Origin of the sequence: Williamsia sp. 1135 (assembly GCF_002095395.1) — a bacterium.
Lineage (GTDB): Bacteria > Actinomycetota > Actinomycetes > Mycobacteriales > Mycobacteriaceae > Williamsia.
Window position 1 is genome coordinate 1 of sequence record NZ_MJEI01000056.1, and the last position, 15,821, is coordinate 15,821.

15 protein-coding genes and 1 riboswitch are annotated in these 15,821 nt (G+C 64.8%); of the genes, 7 read left to right on the forward strand and 8 right to left on the reverse strand.

Going from position 1 to position 15,821, the window contains the following annotated elements:
* Positions 1-140: 140 nt before the first annotated feature.
* Both BFL43_RS02630 and BFL43_RS02635 read right to left on the reverse strand, forming a co-directional pair.
* Entirely contained in the window at positions 141-1,355 is a 1,215-nt protein-coding gene (locus BFL43_RS02630; RefSeq protein WP_084890523.1) for a DUF222 domain-containing protein, read from the reverse strand.
* A 285-nt stretch (positions 1,356-1,640) separates the two neighbouring features.
* Positions 1,641-1,766 (reverse strand): LuxR C-terminal-related transcriptional regulator, encoded by a 126-nt coding sequence (locus tag BFL43_RS02635; protein ID WP_240498013.1) that lies wholly within the window; start codon positions 1,764-1,766, stop codon positions 1,641-1,643.
* A gap of 482 nt (positions 1,767-2,248) precedes the next feature.
* Between BFL43_RS02635 and BFL43_RS02645 the strand changes: the two genes are divergently transcribed.
* Both BFL43_RS02645 and BFL43_RS29265 read left to right on the forward strand, forming a co-directional pair.
* Complete coding sequence (locus BFL43_RS02645) at positions 2,249-4,510, forward strand: carbon starvation CstA family protein (RefSeq protein WP_240498014.1); 2,262 nt, start codon at positions 2,249-2,251, stop codon at positions 4,508-4,510.
* Positions 4,471-4,701, forward strand: coding sequence for a YbdD/YjiX family protein (locus tag BFL43_RS29265; RefSeq protein WP_084890527.1), 231 nt, complete (start codon positions 4,471-4,473; stop codon positions 4,699-4,701). The genes BFL43_RS02645 and BFL43_RS29265 overlap by 40 nt, the downstream gene beginning before the upstream one ends.
* 32 nt (positions 4,702-4,733) lie before the next feature.
* On the opposite strand, the gene BFL43_RS02655 is transcribed toward BFL43_RS29265, so the two are convergent.
* Positions 4,734-5,285 (reverse strand): hypothetical protein, encoded by a 552-nt coding sequence (locus BFL43_RS02655; protein WP_084890529.1) that lies wholly within the window; start codon positions 5,283-5,285, stop codon positions 4,734-4,736.
* A gap of 151 nt (positions 5,286-5,436) precedes the next feature.
* Here BFL43_RS02655 and BFL43_RS02660 point away from each other — a divergent pair, with 151 nt between their 5' ends.
* Positions 5,437-5,763 carry a hypothetical protein gene (locus tag BFL43_RS02660; protein WP_084890531.1) on the forward strand — a complete coding sequence of 109 codons (327 nt, stop codon included), beginning with the start codon at positions 5,437-5,439 and terminating at the stop codon, positions 5,761-5,763.
* Positions 5,764-5,770: 7 nt separating this feature from the next.
* On the opposite strand, the gene BFL43_RS02665 is transcribed toward BFL43_RS02660, so the two are convergent.
* The 4 genes from BFL43_RS02665 to BFL43_RS02680 form a co-directional block, all read right to left on the reverse strand.
* Positions 5,771-6,862 (reverse strand): NADH:flavin oxidoreductase/NADH oxidase, encoded by a 1,092-nt coding sequence (locus tag BFL43_RS02665; protein ID WP_084890533.1) that lies wholly within the window; start codon positions 6,860-6,862, stop codon positions 5,771-5,773.
* Positions 6,863-6,973: 111 nt separating this feature from the next.
* Positions 6,974-9,001 carry an acyltransferase family protein gene (locus tag BFL43_RS02670; protein WP_084890534.1) on the reverse strand — a complete coding sequence of 676 codons (2,028 nt, stop codon included), beginning with the start codon at positions 8,999-9,001 and terminating at the stop codon, positions 6,974-6,976.
* Positions 9,002-9,192: 191 nt separating this feature from the next.
* The gene (locus BFL43_RS02675) at positions 9,193-10,008 is read right to left on the reverse strand and encodes an SGNH/GDSL hydrolase family protein (RefSeq protein ID WP_084890536.1); all 816 of its coding nucleotides are present in this window, start codon (positions 10,006-10,008) and stop codon (positions 9,193-9,195) included.
* Positions 10,009-10,115: 107 nt separating this feature from the next.
* Positions 10,116-11,063, reverse strand: a complete 948-nt coding sequence (locus BFL43_RS02680; RefSeq protein ID WP_168176510.1) for an SDR family NAD(P)-dependent oxidoreductase — start codon at positions 11,061-11,063, stop codon at positions 10,116-10,118.
* 105 nt (positions 11,064-11,168) lie between these two features.
* On the opposite strand from BFL43_RS02680, the gene BFL43_RS02685 reads away from it, so the two are divergent.
* The 4 genes from BFL43_RS02685 to BFL43_RS02700 all read left to right on the forward strand — a co-directional run bounded on the left by BFL43_RS02685 (position 11,169) and on the right by BFL43_RS02700 (position 14,757).
* Positions 11,169-11,741, forward strand: a complete 573-nt coding sequence (locus BFL43_RS02685) for a TetR/AcrR family transcriptional regulator (RefSeq protein ID WP_084836165.1) — start codon at positions 11,169-11,171, stop codon at positions 11,739-11,741.
* A gap of 83 nt (positions 11,742-11,824) precedes the next feature.
* A riboswitch (guanidine-III (ykkC-III) riboswitch) is annotated at positions 11,825-11,891 on the forward strand.
* 17 nt (positions 11,892-11,908) lie between these two features.
* Positions 11,909-12,223: an SMR family transporter gene (locus tag BFL43_RS02690; RefSeq protein ID WP_143695046.1), complete on the forward strand. Its 315-nt coding sequence runs from the start codon at positions 11,909-11,911 to the stop codon at positions 12,221-12,223.
* Between the two features lie 94 nt (positions 12,224-12,317).
* Entirely contained in the window at positions 12,318-13,199 is an 882-nt protein-coding gene (locus BFL43_RS02695) for an alpha/beta hydrolase (RefSeq protein ID WP_168176511.1), read from the forward strand.
* A 139-nt stretch (positions 13,200-13,338) separates the two neighbouring features.
* Positions 13,339-14,757, forward strand: coding sequence for a family 43 glycosylhydrolase (locus tag BFL43_RS02700; protein WP_084890566.1), 1,419 nt, complete (start codon positions 13,339-13,341; stop codon positions 14,755-14,757).
* A 1-nt stretch (position 14,758) separates the two neighbouring features.
* Here BFL43_RS02700 and BFL43_RS02705 read toward each other — a convergent pair whose 3' ends face one another.
* Complete coding sequence (locus BFL43_RS02705; protein WP_084890544.1) at positions 14,759-15,745, reverse strand: LLM class flavin-dependent oxidoreductase; 987 nt, start codon at positions 15,743-15,745, stop codon at positions 14,759-14,761.
* Between the last annotated feature and the right edge of the window lie 76 nt (positions 15,746-15,821).

Consider the following 15,821-nt stretch of genomic DNA (forward strand, 5'->3'; position numbering starts at 1 on the left):
GTGGTGCTGCCGCCCGGCCCATCCGGGCGGCAGCACCTTGCGTTTCACACTGTGGAATTGTCAATCTGCGTGCGCGGTCCCGAAGCGTTCTCGGGTACGCGGGGGGTCGAGCGGTCTGAGAGTTGCTGTCAGAAAGTAGATCAGGCTGCGAGTGTCATGGTTCGCCTGTTGTAGGCGGGTAAGGGTCTTCGTTGCGGGTCGATATCGGCCGGCGGAATCAGCCACGGATGCCCATCGGACCCCATACTGATCTCCCATCCGGTGTTGTGGATTGCGCGGTGGCAGGTCCGGCACAGTAGGCAGCCATTGCCCAATGTTGTGGTGCCACCGTCGGACCAGTAGATGATGTGGTGGCAATCAGACCAGGACGCTGATCCGCCGCATTTAACACAGCATTGGTCGCGGATGATGATCGCTTTGCGGACAGCGCCGGTGAACAGGCGTTTCGAAGGTCCGACGTCGATCGGCACCCCGTGCTGGTCGAGGATGACCGATGCCATCGAGGAATCGCACGCCAGCAATTTCGCGAGGTGCTCGGTGATCGGTCCCATCCACTCCAGCGTCGCCCGGTCGGGGTGGTCGGCGGGTACGGATACGTTCACCTCGGTCCGCGGCGCCGACACGAATCCATCGCCGCCGCCACCGCCGCAATCGAGCAACTGATGCAACGCGTCAGCGCGGCGCTGGGTGTCACTGCGGGCATCATCAGATCCATCGGGCTCTGGGCGTGGCCGGCTCCACAGGTCCAGCGCGGCGTGCAACTTCTCCCCGATCTGCGCATCCACATCGAACCGACCCACCAACCGTCCCTCACTGAACGCGTAGTCGAGTTTGTTGAGTGAGGGATCCTCAGCCGGGGTGGGTCCGCCGGTGTCGTGGGCGACCTGGTTTCCCAGACCTTGGGCGATCTTCTCGATCTCGGTGGGTCGCGCTCCGGAGATGGCGTGACTCAACAATTTTCCTTCGAAGACGACTCGTTCCTCGTCGGTGATCCCGACGTCCGACCTGTCGTTGATCTGCTTGATCCCTTTGACCACGGCGTCGACATGCTCGGTGGAGAGGAATCCATCCCGGAAGTACCCGGCGGTGCGATCGAGCTTCGCGACGCCGGCGCCGATACGTAGCCAGCGCGATGCTGGTGCTGGGGCGGCGCCGTTGTCTTGCAGCCACTTCGACGGTGTGGTGCCGGCTTTCTTCGCGAACCCGAGCCGGTCGATCATCGCCGCACAGACCGACAGCTGCGACTCGGTCGCATTGCGCAGGGTGATCAGGTCTTTCGTCAGTGAAGCCAGGTCACCGGGATCGTCTGATACCACCAGACCGATCATGTCTTCAGTAGTGGCGCGGATGTTCATCGAACCCTCCCCAGGTCGATCGACTAACACCAATCTAACCGTTCGAACAGGTGTTCGCAAGTAGTCTGAACGAACTAATAGCACTGGTAGTCAATGGATTCCAAGTCACCACGGACCAACTCGACTCGGACACAGTGTCTTCGATTGAAGGCTACCAGCGACCCCTGACAGAGCGACCAGTTGTTTGCACGGGTAATTGGTTGCGCTGCTGCATGAATCGCAAAGGCACGATCGACGGTCGGAAAGGCACGATCGACGCGGTTATCGGCACAGTCGGCGGAGGGCTCAGGCGTCTCCGCCACCGATGCCGGCATCACGGGCCCGGGCCACGGCTTCGACGCGGGTCCGGGCCCGCAATTTGGCCAGGATCTCACTGACCCGGTTGCGGACAGTCTTCGCCGACAGGAACAAGCGCCGGGCGATACTGGCGTGCCCAGGCCACGGGCCATCATCTCGAGGACCTCGCGCCCTCGCGCAGTGAGACGGCGGCAATGAGGACGAGACGTTCGACAAGGCCGGCCTGTACGTGCTCTACGTCCTCAACGACTCCGGGCCGTTCATCAATTATCTCGGCGTGACGGTCGCCGCGGGTGCGATCGCCAGGATGGCCTTCGGTGAGTTCTTGGTCTTCCCGCTGGATCGGGGTCGTGAGCGTGCTGGCCGCCCTCCCGGTCATCGTGACGGTCGCAGCATCCGGCCTGCCCGGCTTCCCCGGCGTGGTCAGCGGCCTGTGGCTGGCTACCCCACACCAAACCTTTGCTAACGAAAGGAGGTAGATATCTCCGATCGGGGTCGGGCGTAGAGTGACGCGCGCCACACTGGTTTACACACGCCACGACGGCAGCAGCCCGGACGACAAGTCCTCCTACCGCCCACAATGCACAGGAGCCATGGTGACCGTTACCAAGGAACGCGACTCGGATCCACACATCGATCTGATCAAAACCGACCCCGATCTTCCCCCCGTCGCGATCATCGATCGCAGCCCGATGACCGTCGGCAAGCGCATCATGTTCGCTGTCATCGCGGTCATCGGCGCCATCGCCTGGGCCATCATCGCCTTCGTCCGCGGTGAGACCGTCAACGCGATCTGGTTCGTGATCGCTGCGCTGTGTACCTACGTGATCGGCTACCGCTTCTACGCGCGGCTGATCGAGATGAAGATCGTCAAGCCCCGTGACGATCAGGCCACCCCGGCCGAGGTCCTCGACAACTCGCAGGACTACATGCCGACCGACCGCCGCGTGCTCTTCGGGCACCACTTCGCCGCGATCGCCGGCGCAGGCCCCCTGGTCGGTCCGGTACTCGCCGCGCAGATGGGATACCTGCCGGGAACGATCTGGATCATCATCGGCGCCGTGTTCGCCGGATGTGTCCAGGACTATCTGGTGCTCACCATCTCCACGCGACGTCGCGGCCGCAGCCTCGGGCAAATGGCGCGCGACGAACTCGGAGACGTCGGCGGGTTCGCCGCACTCATCGCGGTGTTCGTCATCATGATCATTCTCATCGCCGTCCTCGGACTCGTCGTGGTCAACGCCCTGGCTGAAAGCCCCTGGGGCGTCTTCTCCCTGGCGATGACCATCCCGATCGCGCTCTTCATGGGCGTCTATCTGCGGTTCCTCCGACCCGGCAAGGTCTCCGAGGTGTCGCTGATCGGATTCGCGCTGCTGATGCTCGCCATCGTCATGGGGCGGTACGTCGGCGAATCGAGCTGGGGCTCCGACTGGTTCAGCCTGTCCCCCGTCTTCCTGAGCTGGGCGATCATCATCTACGGTTTCGCTGCCGCAGTGCTACCTGTGTGGTTGCTGCTGGCTCCGCGCGACTACTTGTCGACCTTCATGAAGGTCGGGACCATCGCGCTTCTCGCCCTGGGTATCGTGATCGCCCGGCCCGTGATGCAGGCACCCGCGGTCAGCGAGTTCGCGCACAACGGTCAGGGCCCCGCCTTCGCCGGTTCGCTGTTCCCGTTCCTGTTCATCACAATCGCCTGCGGCGCGCTCTCGGGCTTCCACGCGCTGATCGCCTCCGGCACCACGCCGAAGCTTATGGAGAAAGAGAGTCAGGCCCGCATCATCGGCTACGGCGGCATGCTCACTGAATCGTTTGTCGCGATCATGGCGCTGATCACCGCATGCATCCTCAACCAGCACCTGTACTTCGCTATGAACGCACCCAAGGGCGTCACCGGCGGAACAGCCGAAGGCGCCGCCGAGTACGTCAACACCAAGCTCAACCTGTCGGGTGACCCGACGACCGCGGCATCGCTCGACGCCGCCGCCAAGGCCGTCGGCGAGGAATCGATCATCTCCAAGACGGGTGGCGCTCCGACGCTGGCGATGGGTATGGCCGACACCATGCAGAGTGCGTTCGGCGGCGAATCCCTCCGATCGTTCTGGTACCACTTCGCGATCATGTTCGAGGCGCTGTTCATCCTGACCACGGTCGACGCCGGTACCCGTGTGGCGCGGTTCATGCTCTCGGACGGACTGAGCAATGTGAAGGGCGGCAAGCGCTTCAAGGATCCGTCGTGGAAGCCCGGTGCCTGGCTGTGCACGCTCATCGTCGTCGGCCTGTGGGGTTCCATCCTGCTCATGGGTGTCACCGACCCGCTCGGTGGCATCAACACGCTGTTCCCGCTCTTCGGTATCGCCAATCAGCTGCTGGCCGCCATCGCGCTGACCCTGATCCTGGTGGTCGTACTCAAACGCGGCCTCCTCAAGTGGGCGTGGATACCCGGTATCCCGCTGGCCTGGGATCTGACGGTGACCATGACCGCGTCCTATCAGAAGATCTTCTCGAACAATCCCGCGATCGGTTACTGGCAGCAGCACAGCGACTTCAAGAACGCCAAGGATCAGGGGCTCGGCGAGTTCAAGACGGCCTCGACCCCGGACGCGATCGATGCGGTGATCCGCAACACGTTCATCCAGGGAACGCTGTCGATCGTCTTCGCGGTTCTCGTGCTCATCGTTGCGGCCGCGGCCGCGGTCGTGTGCGTCAAGGCCATTCGCAAAGGCGGGCTTCCGACCACCGAGGACGAACCGGTGGAGTCGAAGATCTTCGCGCCGAGCGGCCTGATCGCGACCAGTACCGAGAAGGAGGTGGAGAAGGAATGGGAGAAGATCGGCAGACCGGAAAGGACGTCCCACTGATCGAGACCCTGCGGCGTGGAGCCGGCGCGCTCCGCTGGTATGTCGGTTCCGTCATGGGCGACAACCACTACCGGCGGTACGTGATGCACCAGTCGGCACAGCACCCCGACGTCCTACCGCTGAGCGAGAGCGACTACTGGCGGATGCGCTACCGGAACCAGGACGCGAATCCGCAGGGGCGTTGCTGCTGAATCCCAGGGCCGGCGTGCGGTCGAGCGAAGTTTCAGTCGGGCAGGGTGGCGAAGAAGCGGCGCAGACTCTCGGTCCAGTAGTGCTCTTGGCGACGCTCGAGTAGTTGCCGAGAGCGCTCGCGTGCGACTGCGATCAGCAGCATCGTCAAGAACACCGAGAGCACCACGGCCGCCGTCGTGCCGTACATCCGCTTCTCGGCGGCCGACACCTCGCCGGCCCAGTCACCGTTTTCGTCGACGTTGATGGTTATGCCCGCTCCCGCCGCCGTGCCCGTGGGGACCGCGATCACGCCATCGTGCCGGCGGCCGTTCCACTCCCAGTGCGCTTGCACCGACACCAACGGTGCGCCCATGGTCTGTGCCGTGATCGGTGGGGCGGGCGTGTCGACCACTGCCCGGGCCTGGGAGATCATCATGGGCGAACCCGCCGGATCAGCAGCTTTCCAGACCATCACCCCGGCCAGCACCGGGATGGCGGCGGCGAGTGCAACGATCAGGATCAGCCATCTGCGGAGCCGGATTTCGTAGCGATCGACTGGTCTGCTGAGCGCACCCGCCGGTGCGGCACGCTTGCTGTGCCCCATGTGTCTTCTACTGCGCATCCCATCGACCCCTCGTCCGCGGCGGCCCGGCCGTCAATTCGATTGTCGCGACATTTGACGATTGTGCAACCGGCCGCGGCGCCGCCGTTAGTGTGGGCCTGCGCATCGGCAACCGAGGGAGCGGGACAAACACGTGAGTCGACTGATCGAACTATGGACCGGCGAGGACGGCGAAAGTCACTACGCCGAACGCGAATTCGACATACCCATCCAAGACGCGTTGCGCGTCCACGCCACCGTCACCCCCGCGGGCGGAACATACGAGTGGCACACTGCCCCGCACCGTCAGTACGTGATCACGCTCACCGGCACCCTGCGTTTCACCACTCGGGGTGGCGACGAGTTCGTCGTGACCCCGGGCGACGTGCTCCTCGCCCACGACACCGTCGGCGGCGGCCACCGCTGGGAGCTGATCGACGACCAACCGTGGACCCGCATCTACGTCGAGCTGCCCCAGTAGAGGCAGATCATCTATCCCGCCACGCACCGCGAACATATTGCGGGCGATAGGGAGCGTCGTTTCGGCTGACCCCGAGTTCGTGCGCGGCCCGCAGCGGCCAGGCCGGCTCTCGGAGAGCTGCACGCGCGAGCAGGATCGCGTCGGCGGCTTCGGAGGTGAGGATCTTCTCGGCCTGCCCGGGCTCGGTGATCAGACCCACTGCTGCGGTGGGGACCCCCGACTGCTCGCGGATGCTCTGCGCGAACTCCACCTGGTATCCGGGGCCGACCGGGATCTCTGCGAGTACGTTGCCGCCTGTCGACGCGTCAATGAGGTCGACTCCGTGTGGTGCCAGCGTCGACGCCAACTCTGCGCTCTCCTGGGCGGTCCACCCACCGTCGGCCCAGTCCGTTGCCGAGAAACGTACGAACAGGGGTTTGCCCTCTGGCCATACCGCTCGGACAGCGTCGACGACCTCGACCAGGAAACGGGTTCGGCCCGCGAAATCTCCGCCGTACTGGTCATCACGCTGATTGGACAGCGGCGAGAGGAACTCGTGCAGCAGGTAGCCGTGGGCAGCGTGGATCTCGACGACGTCGAATCCGGCGTCGTCCGCGCGGCGAGCGGCATCAGCGAACGCACCGACGAGGCCGGCGATCTCTGTGACGCTCAGCGCAGTAGGGACGTCGTAGCCCTCGAATGCGATCGGCGACGGGGCGCTGGTCGCCCAGCCTCCCTCTGCTGCAGGCAGGGAGCCATCCTTGTCTGCGAAGGGTGAGTAGGTCGACGCCTTGCGGCCTGCGTGCGCCAGTTGAACGCCGATTGCCGAGTCCTGGGCGTGTACGAAGTCCACGATGCGCTTCCAGGCGATCGTCTGCTCCTCGTTCCAGATACCGGCGTCCTGCGGACTGATCCGACCCTCCGGGACCACTGCAGCGGCCTCCGTCAAGATGAGCCCGAAGCCGCCGGTGGCGTGCGAGCCGAGATGGACCAGGTGCCAGTCGGTGGGTACGCCGTCTTCGGCGAAGCAGCTGTACTGGCACATCGGCGCCAACCAGACTCGATTCGCAATGGTCAGGTCGCGCAGGGTGATGGGTTCGAAGAGGGCGGGAGTACTCATGCCATCGTCCAACCGACAACCGCGTCGATAGATTCCATGCACTGCATCAGCGGTGGTTGATGGCCTGCTCACCGACATCTGTACCGCTGAGCTGACCGATCCGCTCGTGGATCAGGTGTCCGCCCTGACCACGCAACCCGCGGGTTCATGATCGGTCGCCGGGAAGGCGGTGGCCAATGCTGTCGCGAACCGGCGGCCCCGCTCGGTATAACCGGCCGCGGTGTAGTGGATCCCGTCGGTGAACCACGCCGGATCGGTTTCGGCCGCCCAGTCGTAAAGCCGCAGATTCGGATATCGCTCGCAGGCCCGCAGCAGTGCGAGGTTGAACTTCTCCATCTCGCCGTTGTCGTACGCCGGGTTGGCGTTGAGTTCGGTCGTGCGCACCGTCGGCCACAGCACGGGCTGGTCGCCGAGGGGCTTCAGCAGCCGATCGATTCTCATGTCCACCGGACCCAGGCCGCCGACCACGACATTGGCGGTGTCGTTGATACCCATCGCCATCACCCAGCAGCCGGACTCGCCTCTGGCGATGTGCCCCTTGATGGCATCGACGGCATTGGGCTCTCCGGCGACCTCTTCCAGACTCGACCTCGCGCCCGAGATGTCGGTGATGACCGTCCTCGCGCCAACGCGCTCGTACTGCGCCGGCACCCTGGTGATCGGATTGGGCAGGGTCTCCTCGCTGATCATCCCCACCGAGGTGGAGTCGCCCACGTGGATGACCGTGGCGCACTCGGTGCGGCGTTGCCCGATGGGTACGGTCGGCCCGGTTGAAACCTTCTCGGGAACAGTCGATACCGGGTCGACGGGCAGCGCGTTCATCGACGTCGTCGCCGGACCGGAGCCGGGAAGCGCGTTCACGAAGGCGGTGTCGGTGTTCAGCCCACTCAACCCGACCATCGCCCCGGCGGCGAGCGTCAGCACCAGCGCGCAGCTTCCCACGATGGACCACCTCTGCCGACGAACGCGGGGCGCTCTCAGCCTCTCGAGTGCTGCGATGATTTTGTCGACCAGCGAAGCGATGAGTGGGCGTTCGCGCTCGACGCCGAGACGCCATGCCCCTGCGAATCCGTGGGTACGGATCGGATTCTCGACGAACCGCCACGACAGCGCGGCGAGGACCACCGTCGCGACGATGATCACCACAGAACTGATGGGACGCGAGTAGGCCCGAAAGGCCATCGGCGTGAACGCGATCAGCGGCATGTGCCAGAGATAGATCCCGTACGACCGTTCCCCGATCCAGCGGAGCGGTGCCAGACCGAGCACCGTCGCTACGAGCGTCGCCGGGACGACGGCGGCGATCAGCACTGCTGCCGTGGCGATGCTGAGCAGCGCAATTCCGTAGGTGTACAGGCCGGCTCCGCCATCAGGCATCGTCGTCACCAGCACCGTGACTGTGACCAGACCCACCAACGCCGCGACATCGAGGCCGCATCTGCCGTTGTGCGACACGGTCGTCGAGCGGGCGGGCCACCACATCGCGACCGCGGCGCCCACCAGTAGTCCACCCGCGCGCGTATCGGTTCCCTCATATGCGCGCGTGTTGTCGAAGCCCGCCACCGAGAGGTCGTAGAGGAGATAGAACGAGAGGAGCGCGAGCGCGACGGTCGCCAGGGTGATCAACACGCGCCGCCGCACGACGAAGAACACCGCCGCGAGCACCAGTGGCCAGATGAGATAGAACTGTTCCTCGATCGACAGCGACCACATGTGACCGAGCGGACTCGGTGGGCCGAAGCGATCGAAGTAGGAGGTCTCGGCAAAGATGTTGTGCCAGTTGTTGACATAGCCGAGCGAGCTCAAGGCCTGCCAGGCGTATTCGCCGATCCGGCCGGGTTGGGCAATCGCGGCGGCGGCGAGCGTGGCCGCCAGCACCAGTACGACGGCAGGCACCAGCCGGCGCAAGCGTTTGATCCAGAAGGTGCCGAGGTGCCACTTGCCGGACTTCTCTTTACCGGAGATCAGGATCGAGGTGATCAGGTAACCCGACAGGGTGAAGAAGACCCCGACCCCGAGCAATCCACCGGTGAAACCGGGGATTCCGAGGTGGTAGAGCACGACGAACGCGACTGCGAACGCGCGGATTCCGTCGAGGGCGGGCAAGTAGGTCGCGTCGGTCTCAACTGGACGTGGCATGTCGTACTGACGGTTCCTTTGATCGACTCTTCAGATCGCGTCGGTCACAAGGTGTGCAGCCACCCACCATCTGTGGGAATCACATGTTCTACCCCGCCCCGAGGCCGCCCAGGAGGGCGGACAGGTGGCCAGCCTATCCCGGCGAGAGCACCGGCAGTATCGTCCGATTACGCTACATCAGCCGCGCGATGTCACCGGTCGGTCGCGGAAGACGAACCGAAAGCTGTTGTCGGTAAACAAAAATCTACGATCGGGGCGAAGCAGATCTGGCCGTTGCCGGGGAGAGGTGCGGCAATCGGGCCCGGCGAACCCTCCGGTGAGGAGCTGGGAACTGCCGGCCCCACCATGCATCCGGGTGCGGGGTCAGAGGCTGCCGGGTAGGCGGAGGCAAGAGCGCCTGCGATACCGCCGGCGAACACTTCCGAACCCGCGCCCGTGTGATGGATTCCGTCGACGAACGCGGTGTCTGGAAGATCCGCTGCGGCGTCGTAGATCCGCAGGTTCGGATACCGCGTGCAGGCCTCCATGAGGGCACCGTTGTACGCGACCATCTTTTCCGGCTCGTAGTGCGTCGGCGCAGATGCGAGCGTCTTGAGATTCGGCCACAGCACCGGTTCGCCGCCGACCACCTGCATCAGTTGGTCGATGCGAGCGGTCGCGTCGATCTGAGACCCGGCGGAGATGTTGGCAGCGTCATTGGTGCCGATCTGCAGCACCCAGCACCGGCCCGCAGCGGGGTGCGTGCGACTCAGTTCTTGCGCGGCAGAGACGGCGTTCGGCTTGTCGTCCACTGTTTCGACACTCGATCGTCCGCCCGCGACGTCGAAGAACGAGGTCGTCACGCCGGCGGCCTCGTACTGCTGTGCGACGTCGGCGCCCGGGCTGTCCGCCTCGTCCGTGATGCCCAGCGACAGCGAGTCACCGACATGCAGCACGCTCTGGCACGACGTCTGGGGGTGCTGCTGGTCAGCGGTCGCATCGGACGTGCAGGCAACTACGGCAGCCACACACCCAACTGTTACCAAAGTTGCCAATGGGGCTGATGTGGATAGTCGCACGCGGCTGATCGTAACCGTGTTCGCCTTGGCGTCTGGTCACGATCGGGTGCCGAAATTCAGGCGGAGTCCCGCTCGAATACGCCGAGGTCTTCTGCGGTGACACTGTCGAGCGTCTTCCACAGCTCCCGGGCGAGATCCTCGTCCGCGCCGCGCCCGACGAACTCATCGCTCCACAGTCGCTTGTCGGACCGGCGCGTGTGCCAACCGAGGAAACGCATCGAGGGTGCCTGCTCACTGGTCGCGGCGAACAGCAGCGGCAGTACACCCTCTTCTGCATCCCGCGAGATCAGAGCATGCGCGAGACCCATCACCGACTTCTGGACGAACCCGGTGACATTGTCGTGCATCGGCGTTGTGCTCATCCCCGGGTGGGCGATGAGACTGCGCACCGGCGACTCCACGGACCGTAGGCGTCGCTCGAGCTCGGCGGCGAACAACACCGTGGCGACCTTCGATCGGACATAGGACCCCTGCGGTGAGTAGTAATCACCGAACGCGAGGTCGTCGAATGCGAGGTCGGCGCGGAAGCGGCGATACAGGTTGGATCCCACGCTGACCACGCGGGGATCTCCGCCCATCTCGAGCAGCGGGAGCAACAGGTTGGTAAGTGCGAAGTGTCCGACGATGTTGGTGGCGAACGTCTTCTCGATGCCGTCGCCGGTGAACGAGTAGGGCTGATTACTGACGCCGGCGTTGAGGAGCAGGACGTCGACTGGCTCACCGGCGGCGAGCATTCGATCGGCGAATGCTCGAACCGACGACAGTTCAGCCAGGTCGAGGTGCTCGACACGGCATACCGCTCCCGGGCTGCCCGCCCGGATGCTGGTCGCGACACGATCGCCTTTTTCGAGGTCACGGACCGCGAGGATCACATGGGCGCCGGCGCCGGCCAGCTCGCGAGCCGCGATGGCACCGAGACCGCTGCTGGCACCGGTGACGATGATCCGGCGGCCGACCTGGGACGGCATGTCGGCACGCGTCCAGTGGAAGTAGTTGTCGCTCATCGCTTCTCCTCGGTCTGTCGAATCGGATAGCAAATCCGGTTGACCAAACAGTAGCAGAAGTGGATAGATCATCCGAGTCGATGAACGTTCCGGTATACTCGCGGTGTGGACGACAGCTTGCATGCGCGGAGCCCGGCGGGGCTGAGGTCGGACGCTGTCCGGAACCGCGACGCGTTGCTCACGGTGGCGCGTCGTAGCCTCGCGGCCGGCGACGACACCCTCGCGATGAACGCGCTGGCGAAAGAGGCCTGCGTCGGCGTCGGCACCGCCTATCGCCACTTTCCTTCCCGACAGGTGCTGCTCGAGGCGCTCGCCGTGGACTCGTTCGACAAGCTGGTCGTCGAGGCACGCGACCTCACACACGACCCGGATACCGCGGGTGCGCTACACCGCCTGATCGTCGCCGAGATCGAACTCCAGCTCGACGACGCCGGCCTGAGCGCGGTGCTGGCGTCCGAGACCTGCGCCTGCACCGACACGATGGCGATCATCGGAGAGCTCGGGGAGCTCACGTCACAACTGCTCGAGCGCGGCGTCCGAGAAGGCATCGTGTCAGCCGAACTCGACGCCGACGACATCCGGCACCTCATCTGCGGTACCGCCTTCGCAGTCCGGGCGGCCGGCCGCGAATCCCTGGACAGCTACGTCCGGGTGCTGGTCAACGGGCTGCGCCCCTAGCACTGCGGCGACACCTCGCCCGCCCCGCACCGAATCCGGGTGCTGCGCCCACCCGCCACCGCGCCAGGCGACAGATACCATCGACTGTGATCAACGATGATCACCCCGGACGATCGAAACCGTACCCGGACGCCGACAAGACGGTACTTCCCGCGAAGGAGTACATCATGGCATGGCTGGTACTGGTTGCCTCCGGTGTTTTCGAGGCCGTCTGGGCCACTGCCCTCGGTCGATCCGAAGGTTTCAGCAAGCTCACACCGACCATCGTCTTCGTCGGCGGTTTGGTCATCTCGATGCTCGGGCTCGCCTACGCGATGCGGACCCTCCCCACCGGGACGTCATACGCGATTTGGGTGGGGATCGGTGCTGCGCTGACAGTCTCGTACGCGATGATCACCGGCAGCGAAACCGCATCTGTTCTGAAGATCGTCTTGATATTCGTCATCGTCGGCGTGGTCGTCGGTCTGAAACTGTCTCACTGACCAACGGCCGTGCCCGGCTCACAGCTCCATCATCAGCCAATTCTCATGAATTCGCGTGGACCATGCACACAATCGGTCCGTACCATCACTAATGATGAGCATTCAGATGAAGGCACTGTCAGCGTTGCTGCGGTTCCAGACGTATCGCCGCGGGGACACCGCGGCGAGCGTGCATGCCTACATCAACCGCGCCAAGGTCGCAGCGACCCCACCGGCAGACTTGCGGGAAACACACATCGTCACCCGGCGCCTCATCGCCGGATTCCCCACCTATCGGGTGATCTCGCGTACCGCCAGAACCGACTCGACCGTGCTGTATCTGTACGGCGGCGGCTACGTCAGCGAGATCGGGCCGGGCCATTGGACGCTCATCAGCCAGCTCGCCGACGCCGGCATACAGGTCGAAGTGCCGATCTATGGCCTCGCCCCCCGCTACGACCACCACGACGCTCACGAGTTCCTGACCGCTGTCTATCAGCGAGTGATCGCAGAGAACCCCGGACAACCGATCTCGTTTGTCGGCGACTCAGCCGGTGGCGGACTGGCGCTGGCGCTGGCTCAGACAGCCGCCAAACTACAGCTACCCCCACCCGATCGCCTGATACTCATCTCCCCCTGGCTCGACCTGTCTTTGAGTAATCCCCGTATCGGCCCGGTCGAACGTCGCGACCCTTGGCTCAGCCGCATCACACTCGACATGGCAGCCCGGGCCTGGGCGCCCAACACGATGCTCACCCACTCATCGGTCTCGCCGATCTACGGTGACCTGAGCAACCTTGCCCCGACAGATCTCCACATCGGCACACACGATCTGCTCTACCCAGACGCCATCCGTTTTCAGGGGCTGGCCGCGGCGGCGGGATCCGAGGTGCGGTTGCACACCTGCCCGTCAGGTCTGCACATCTTTCCCCTCACCCCCACCCCGGAGGGCCGGGCGGCAACTCGCGACATCATCGAATCCCTGCAGATCGCCTGACTCGAGATCGAGTCTGCGATCTCGATCGCCACACGTTTTGATCACGGCAGGGTGTCTGCGCGTGGGCAAACAGTCAACCTCTACTTGAGGTGTATATGTTTGCCTAGACCAAATGGGCAGCGCGGTGGCGAGGAGCAACATGCACGGGTATGGGGCTTCGGCCAGGGTGCGAGCGCGTCTGACCCTGGTTCCATTGCTGGCGGCGCTGATCGCCGTCGCCCTCGCACCCGCGCCCACCGCCGGCGCAGAGTCCATCGTCCGGCCTGTCGCCGCAGATCCCAGCGTGATTCGCGCCGACGACGGCACGTACTACATGTATGCCACGGCGGACGACTGGGGCGACGGCCAAGGCGCTCACAACATGACGGTCTTCACCTCGTACGACCTCGTCGACTGGCGGTACACCGGCGACGTCTTCCCGAACGCCCCCTCCTGGCATCGGCCAGGCAACCTGGCATGGGCACCCCACATCAGCAAATCCGCAGATACGTACTCGCTCTATTACTCGCTGTACGACGCGACGAATCCGTGTGTCGGGCTTGCGACTTCGGCATCACCGACGGGCCCGTGGACCGACCTCGGCCATCCTGTGTTCTGCGCAAGAGACGTCGGTGTCAGCGGGACCATCGACCCCTATCTATGGGACGACGGTACCGCCAAGACGATGTTCGTCGGAAACTTCAAGGGCGTACACGCGATACCCCTCAACGCCGAGGGAACAGCCCCGAGCGGCGCCCCGGTCACGACCATCGCCGACGACCGGTTCGAAGCGCCCGAAGTCGTCTTCCGCGGGGGCTACTACTACCTGTTCGTGTCCGCGGGACATTGCTGCAACGGTCCCGACACGGCCTACCGAGTCCTCGCCGGCCGGTCCAAGTCACTAACCGGTCCGTATCTCGATCGCAAGGGCGATGACCTGAACAAGGGTGGCGGCGCACTCCTGCTGGCGGGCAGCCAGGCGTGGGCAGGCCCCGGCCACAACACCGTGGTGACCGACGACGCGGGAGCCGATTGGATTGTCTATCATGCTGTTCCGCGTGCCGACCTGAAGCTGCCCAGCGGCGCACAACGACGCGAGGGCATGATCGACAAGATCGTGTGGGCGAACGGCTGGCCGGAGATCGGTGACGGTTCTCCGAACTCCACCCGGCCCGCGCTGCCCGACACGAAGCTCCCCGTGCGGGTGTCTCTCACCACCGACAGCCCGGTGAAACTCACCGAGGCCGGCGGCCGCGTCACCGCGAAGCTGATGGTCACCGCACCTGCGGGCGCAGCGTACTCGGGTCAGGTCTGGGTCAACGTCGCCGTACCGGGAACCAGCACAGGGGCAACCATCGTCGGTCCGGAGACGGTGAACGTTCCTGCGGGACAGACCATCGAGAAGTCTGTCGAGTACGAGATCACCCCCGATTCCACTGCAGGGATCTACGGCATCTTCGCCTGGGCAGGACCGTCCGTCGATGCCCCGGTCGAGATGGGGACCATCTCGGTCTGGAAGACCGGGCAGGTGATCACACCCGGGGTGGGCGGGATGTCATCCTCGTTCGATCGTCAATGAATCAGCGCGGGCGCAACGCCTCGAGCATCGCAGCTGCCTCGCGTTTCGTTCTTGCGACGGGGTGAATCATGGGGATGTCGACGCCGGACTCCACGAAACGCGCAAGTTTCTCGCGGCATTCGGCCTCGTCACCGACGATGGCGAGGTCCGAGATCAGCTCATCGGTGACACCGGCGGCCAACCCTGCGCGGTCGCGATCGTCCCAGCCCGCCTTGATCTTCGCGGCCTCGGCTTCGTAACCGCACGACGCGAGAAACGAGTTGTATGTCGGGGTCGCGAGGTAGGGCCCCATCAACGCTCGCAGTGTGTCCAACGCCGACGCCCGATCGTCCGTCACGATCGTCTGCAGTCTCACGACGAGAGGAAGCGAGGTCGTCTTCGCCGCGCGGGCGGCGCCGACCGCGACCGTCTGCTTGAAGGTCGGGACTGCCGATGCGGGAATGAAGTTACAAGCCACGCCATCCGCGAACTCGCCGGCGACCCCGGCCATGACCGGACGTTGCGCACCGATCCACAGCGGCACCTCACCGGCCGGCGGCACACCGAGACGAAAGTTCCTCACCCGGGTCGTGGCCCCCGAGTAGGAGACCTTCGGTTCGGAGAACATGACCCGAAGTGCTTCCACGGTCTCGCGGACACGGGTCACGGGACGCTCGAACGGTATCCCGCACCAGTCCTCGACGATGGCCGGCGATGACGAACCCAGCCCCAGGATGAACCGATCGGGACCTGCGACCTGACTGACCGACGCCGCCGCCGCGGCCAGCAGCGCCGGCGGACGGGTGAACACCGGCACGACCGCGGTTCCGATCCGCACCGTCGAGGTCGCGGACGCCACGAGCGCCGCCAGTACGAATACGTCGATGGTCGCCGTGTCCGCCAGCCATACGTCGTCGTAGCCGAGCTCTTCCCCGAGGCGGGCGAGCTCCAGGTTGTCGTCGACCGAGCTGACCAGGGGCAAGCTGAAGGCTGACCGTACCGCCGTCATCCGCTATCCCCTTACATCCATGATTGATCGCTCCACATACGCACCGTAGCCCGCGGTGTACGTGTGCCGACGCCGG

Excerpts from the sequence above, each read along its gene's own strand:
- BFL43_RS02630 (WP_084890523.1), bottom strand. The coding sequence starts at position 1,355 with ATGAACATCCGCGCCACTACTGAAGACATGATCGGTCTGGTGGTATCA.
- BFL43_RS29265 (WP_084890527.1), top strand. The coding sequence starts at position 4,471 with ATGGGAGAAGATCGGCAGACCGGAAAGGACGTCCCACTGATCGAGACC.
- BFL43_RS02655 (WP_084890529.1), bottom strand. The coding sequence starts at position 5,285 with ATGGGGCACAGCAAGCGTGCCGCACCGGCGGGTGCGCTCAGCAGACCA.
- BFL43_RS02665 (WP_084890533.1), bottom strand. The coding sequence starts at position 6,862 with ATGAGTACTCCCGCCCTCTTCGAACCCATCACCCTGCGCGACCTGACC.
- BFL43_RS02670 (WP_084890534.1), bottom strand. The coding sequence starts at position 9,001 with ATGCCACGTCCAGTTGAGACCGACGCGACCTACTTGCCCGCCCTCGAC.
- BFL43_RS02680 (WP_168176510.1), bottom strand. The coding sequence starts at position 11,063 with ATGAGCGACAACTACTTCCACTGGACGCGTGCCGACATGCCGTCCCAG.
- BFL43_RS02690 (WP_143695046.1), top strand. The coding sequence starts at position 11,909 with ATGGCATGGCTGGTACTGGTTGCCTCCGGTGTTTTCGAGGCCGTCTGG.
- BFL43_RS02695 (WP_168176511.1), top strand. The coding sequence starts at position 12,318 with ATGAGCATTCAGATGAAGGCACTGTCAGCGTTGCTGCGGTTCCAGACG.
- BFL43_RS02700 (WP_084890566.1), top strand. The coding sequence starts at position 13,339 with ATGCACGGGTATGGGGCTTCGGCCAGGGTGCGAGCGCGTCTGACCCTG.
- BFL43_RS02705 (WP_084890544.1), bottom strand. The coding sequence starts at position 15,745 with ATGACGGCGGTACGGTCAGCCTTCAGCTTGCCCCTGGTCAGCTCGGTC.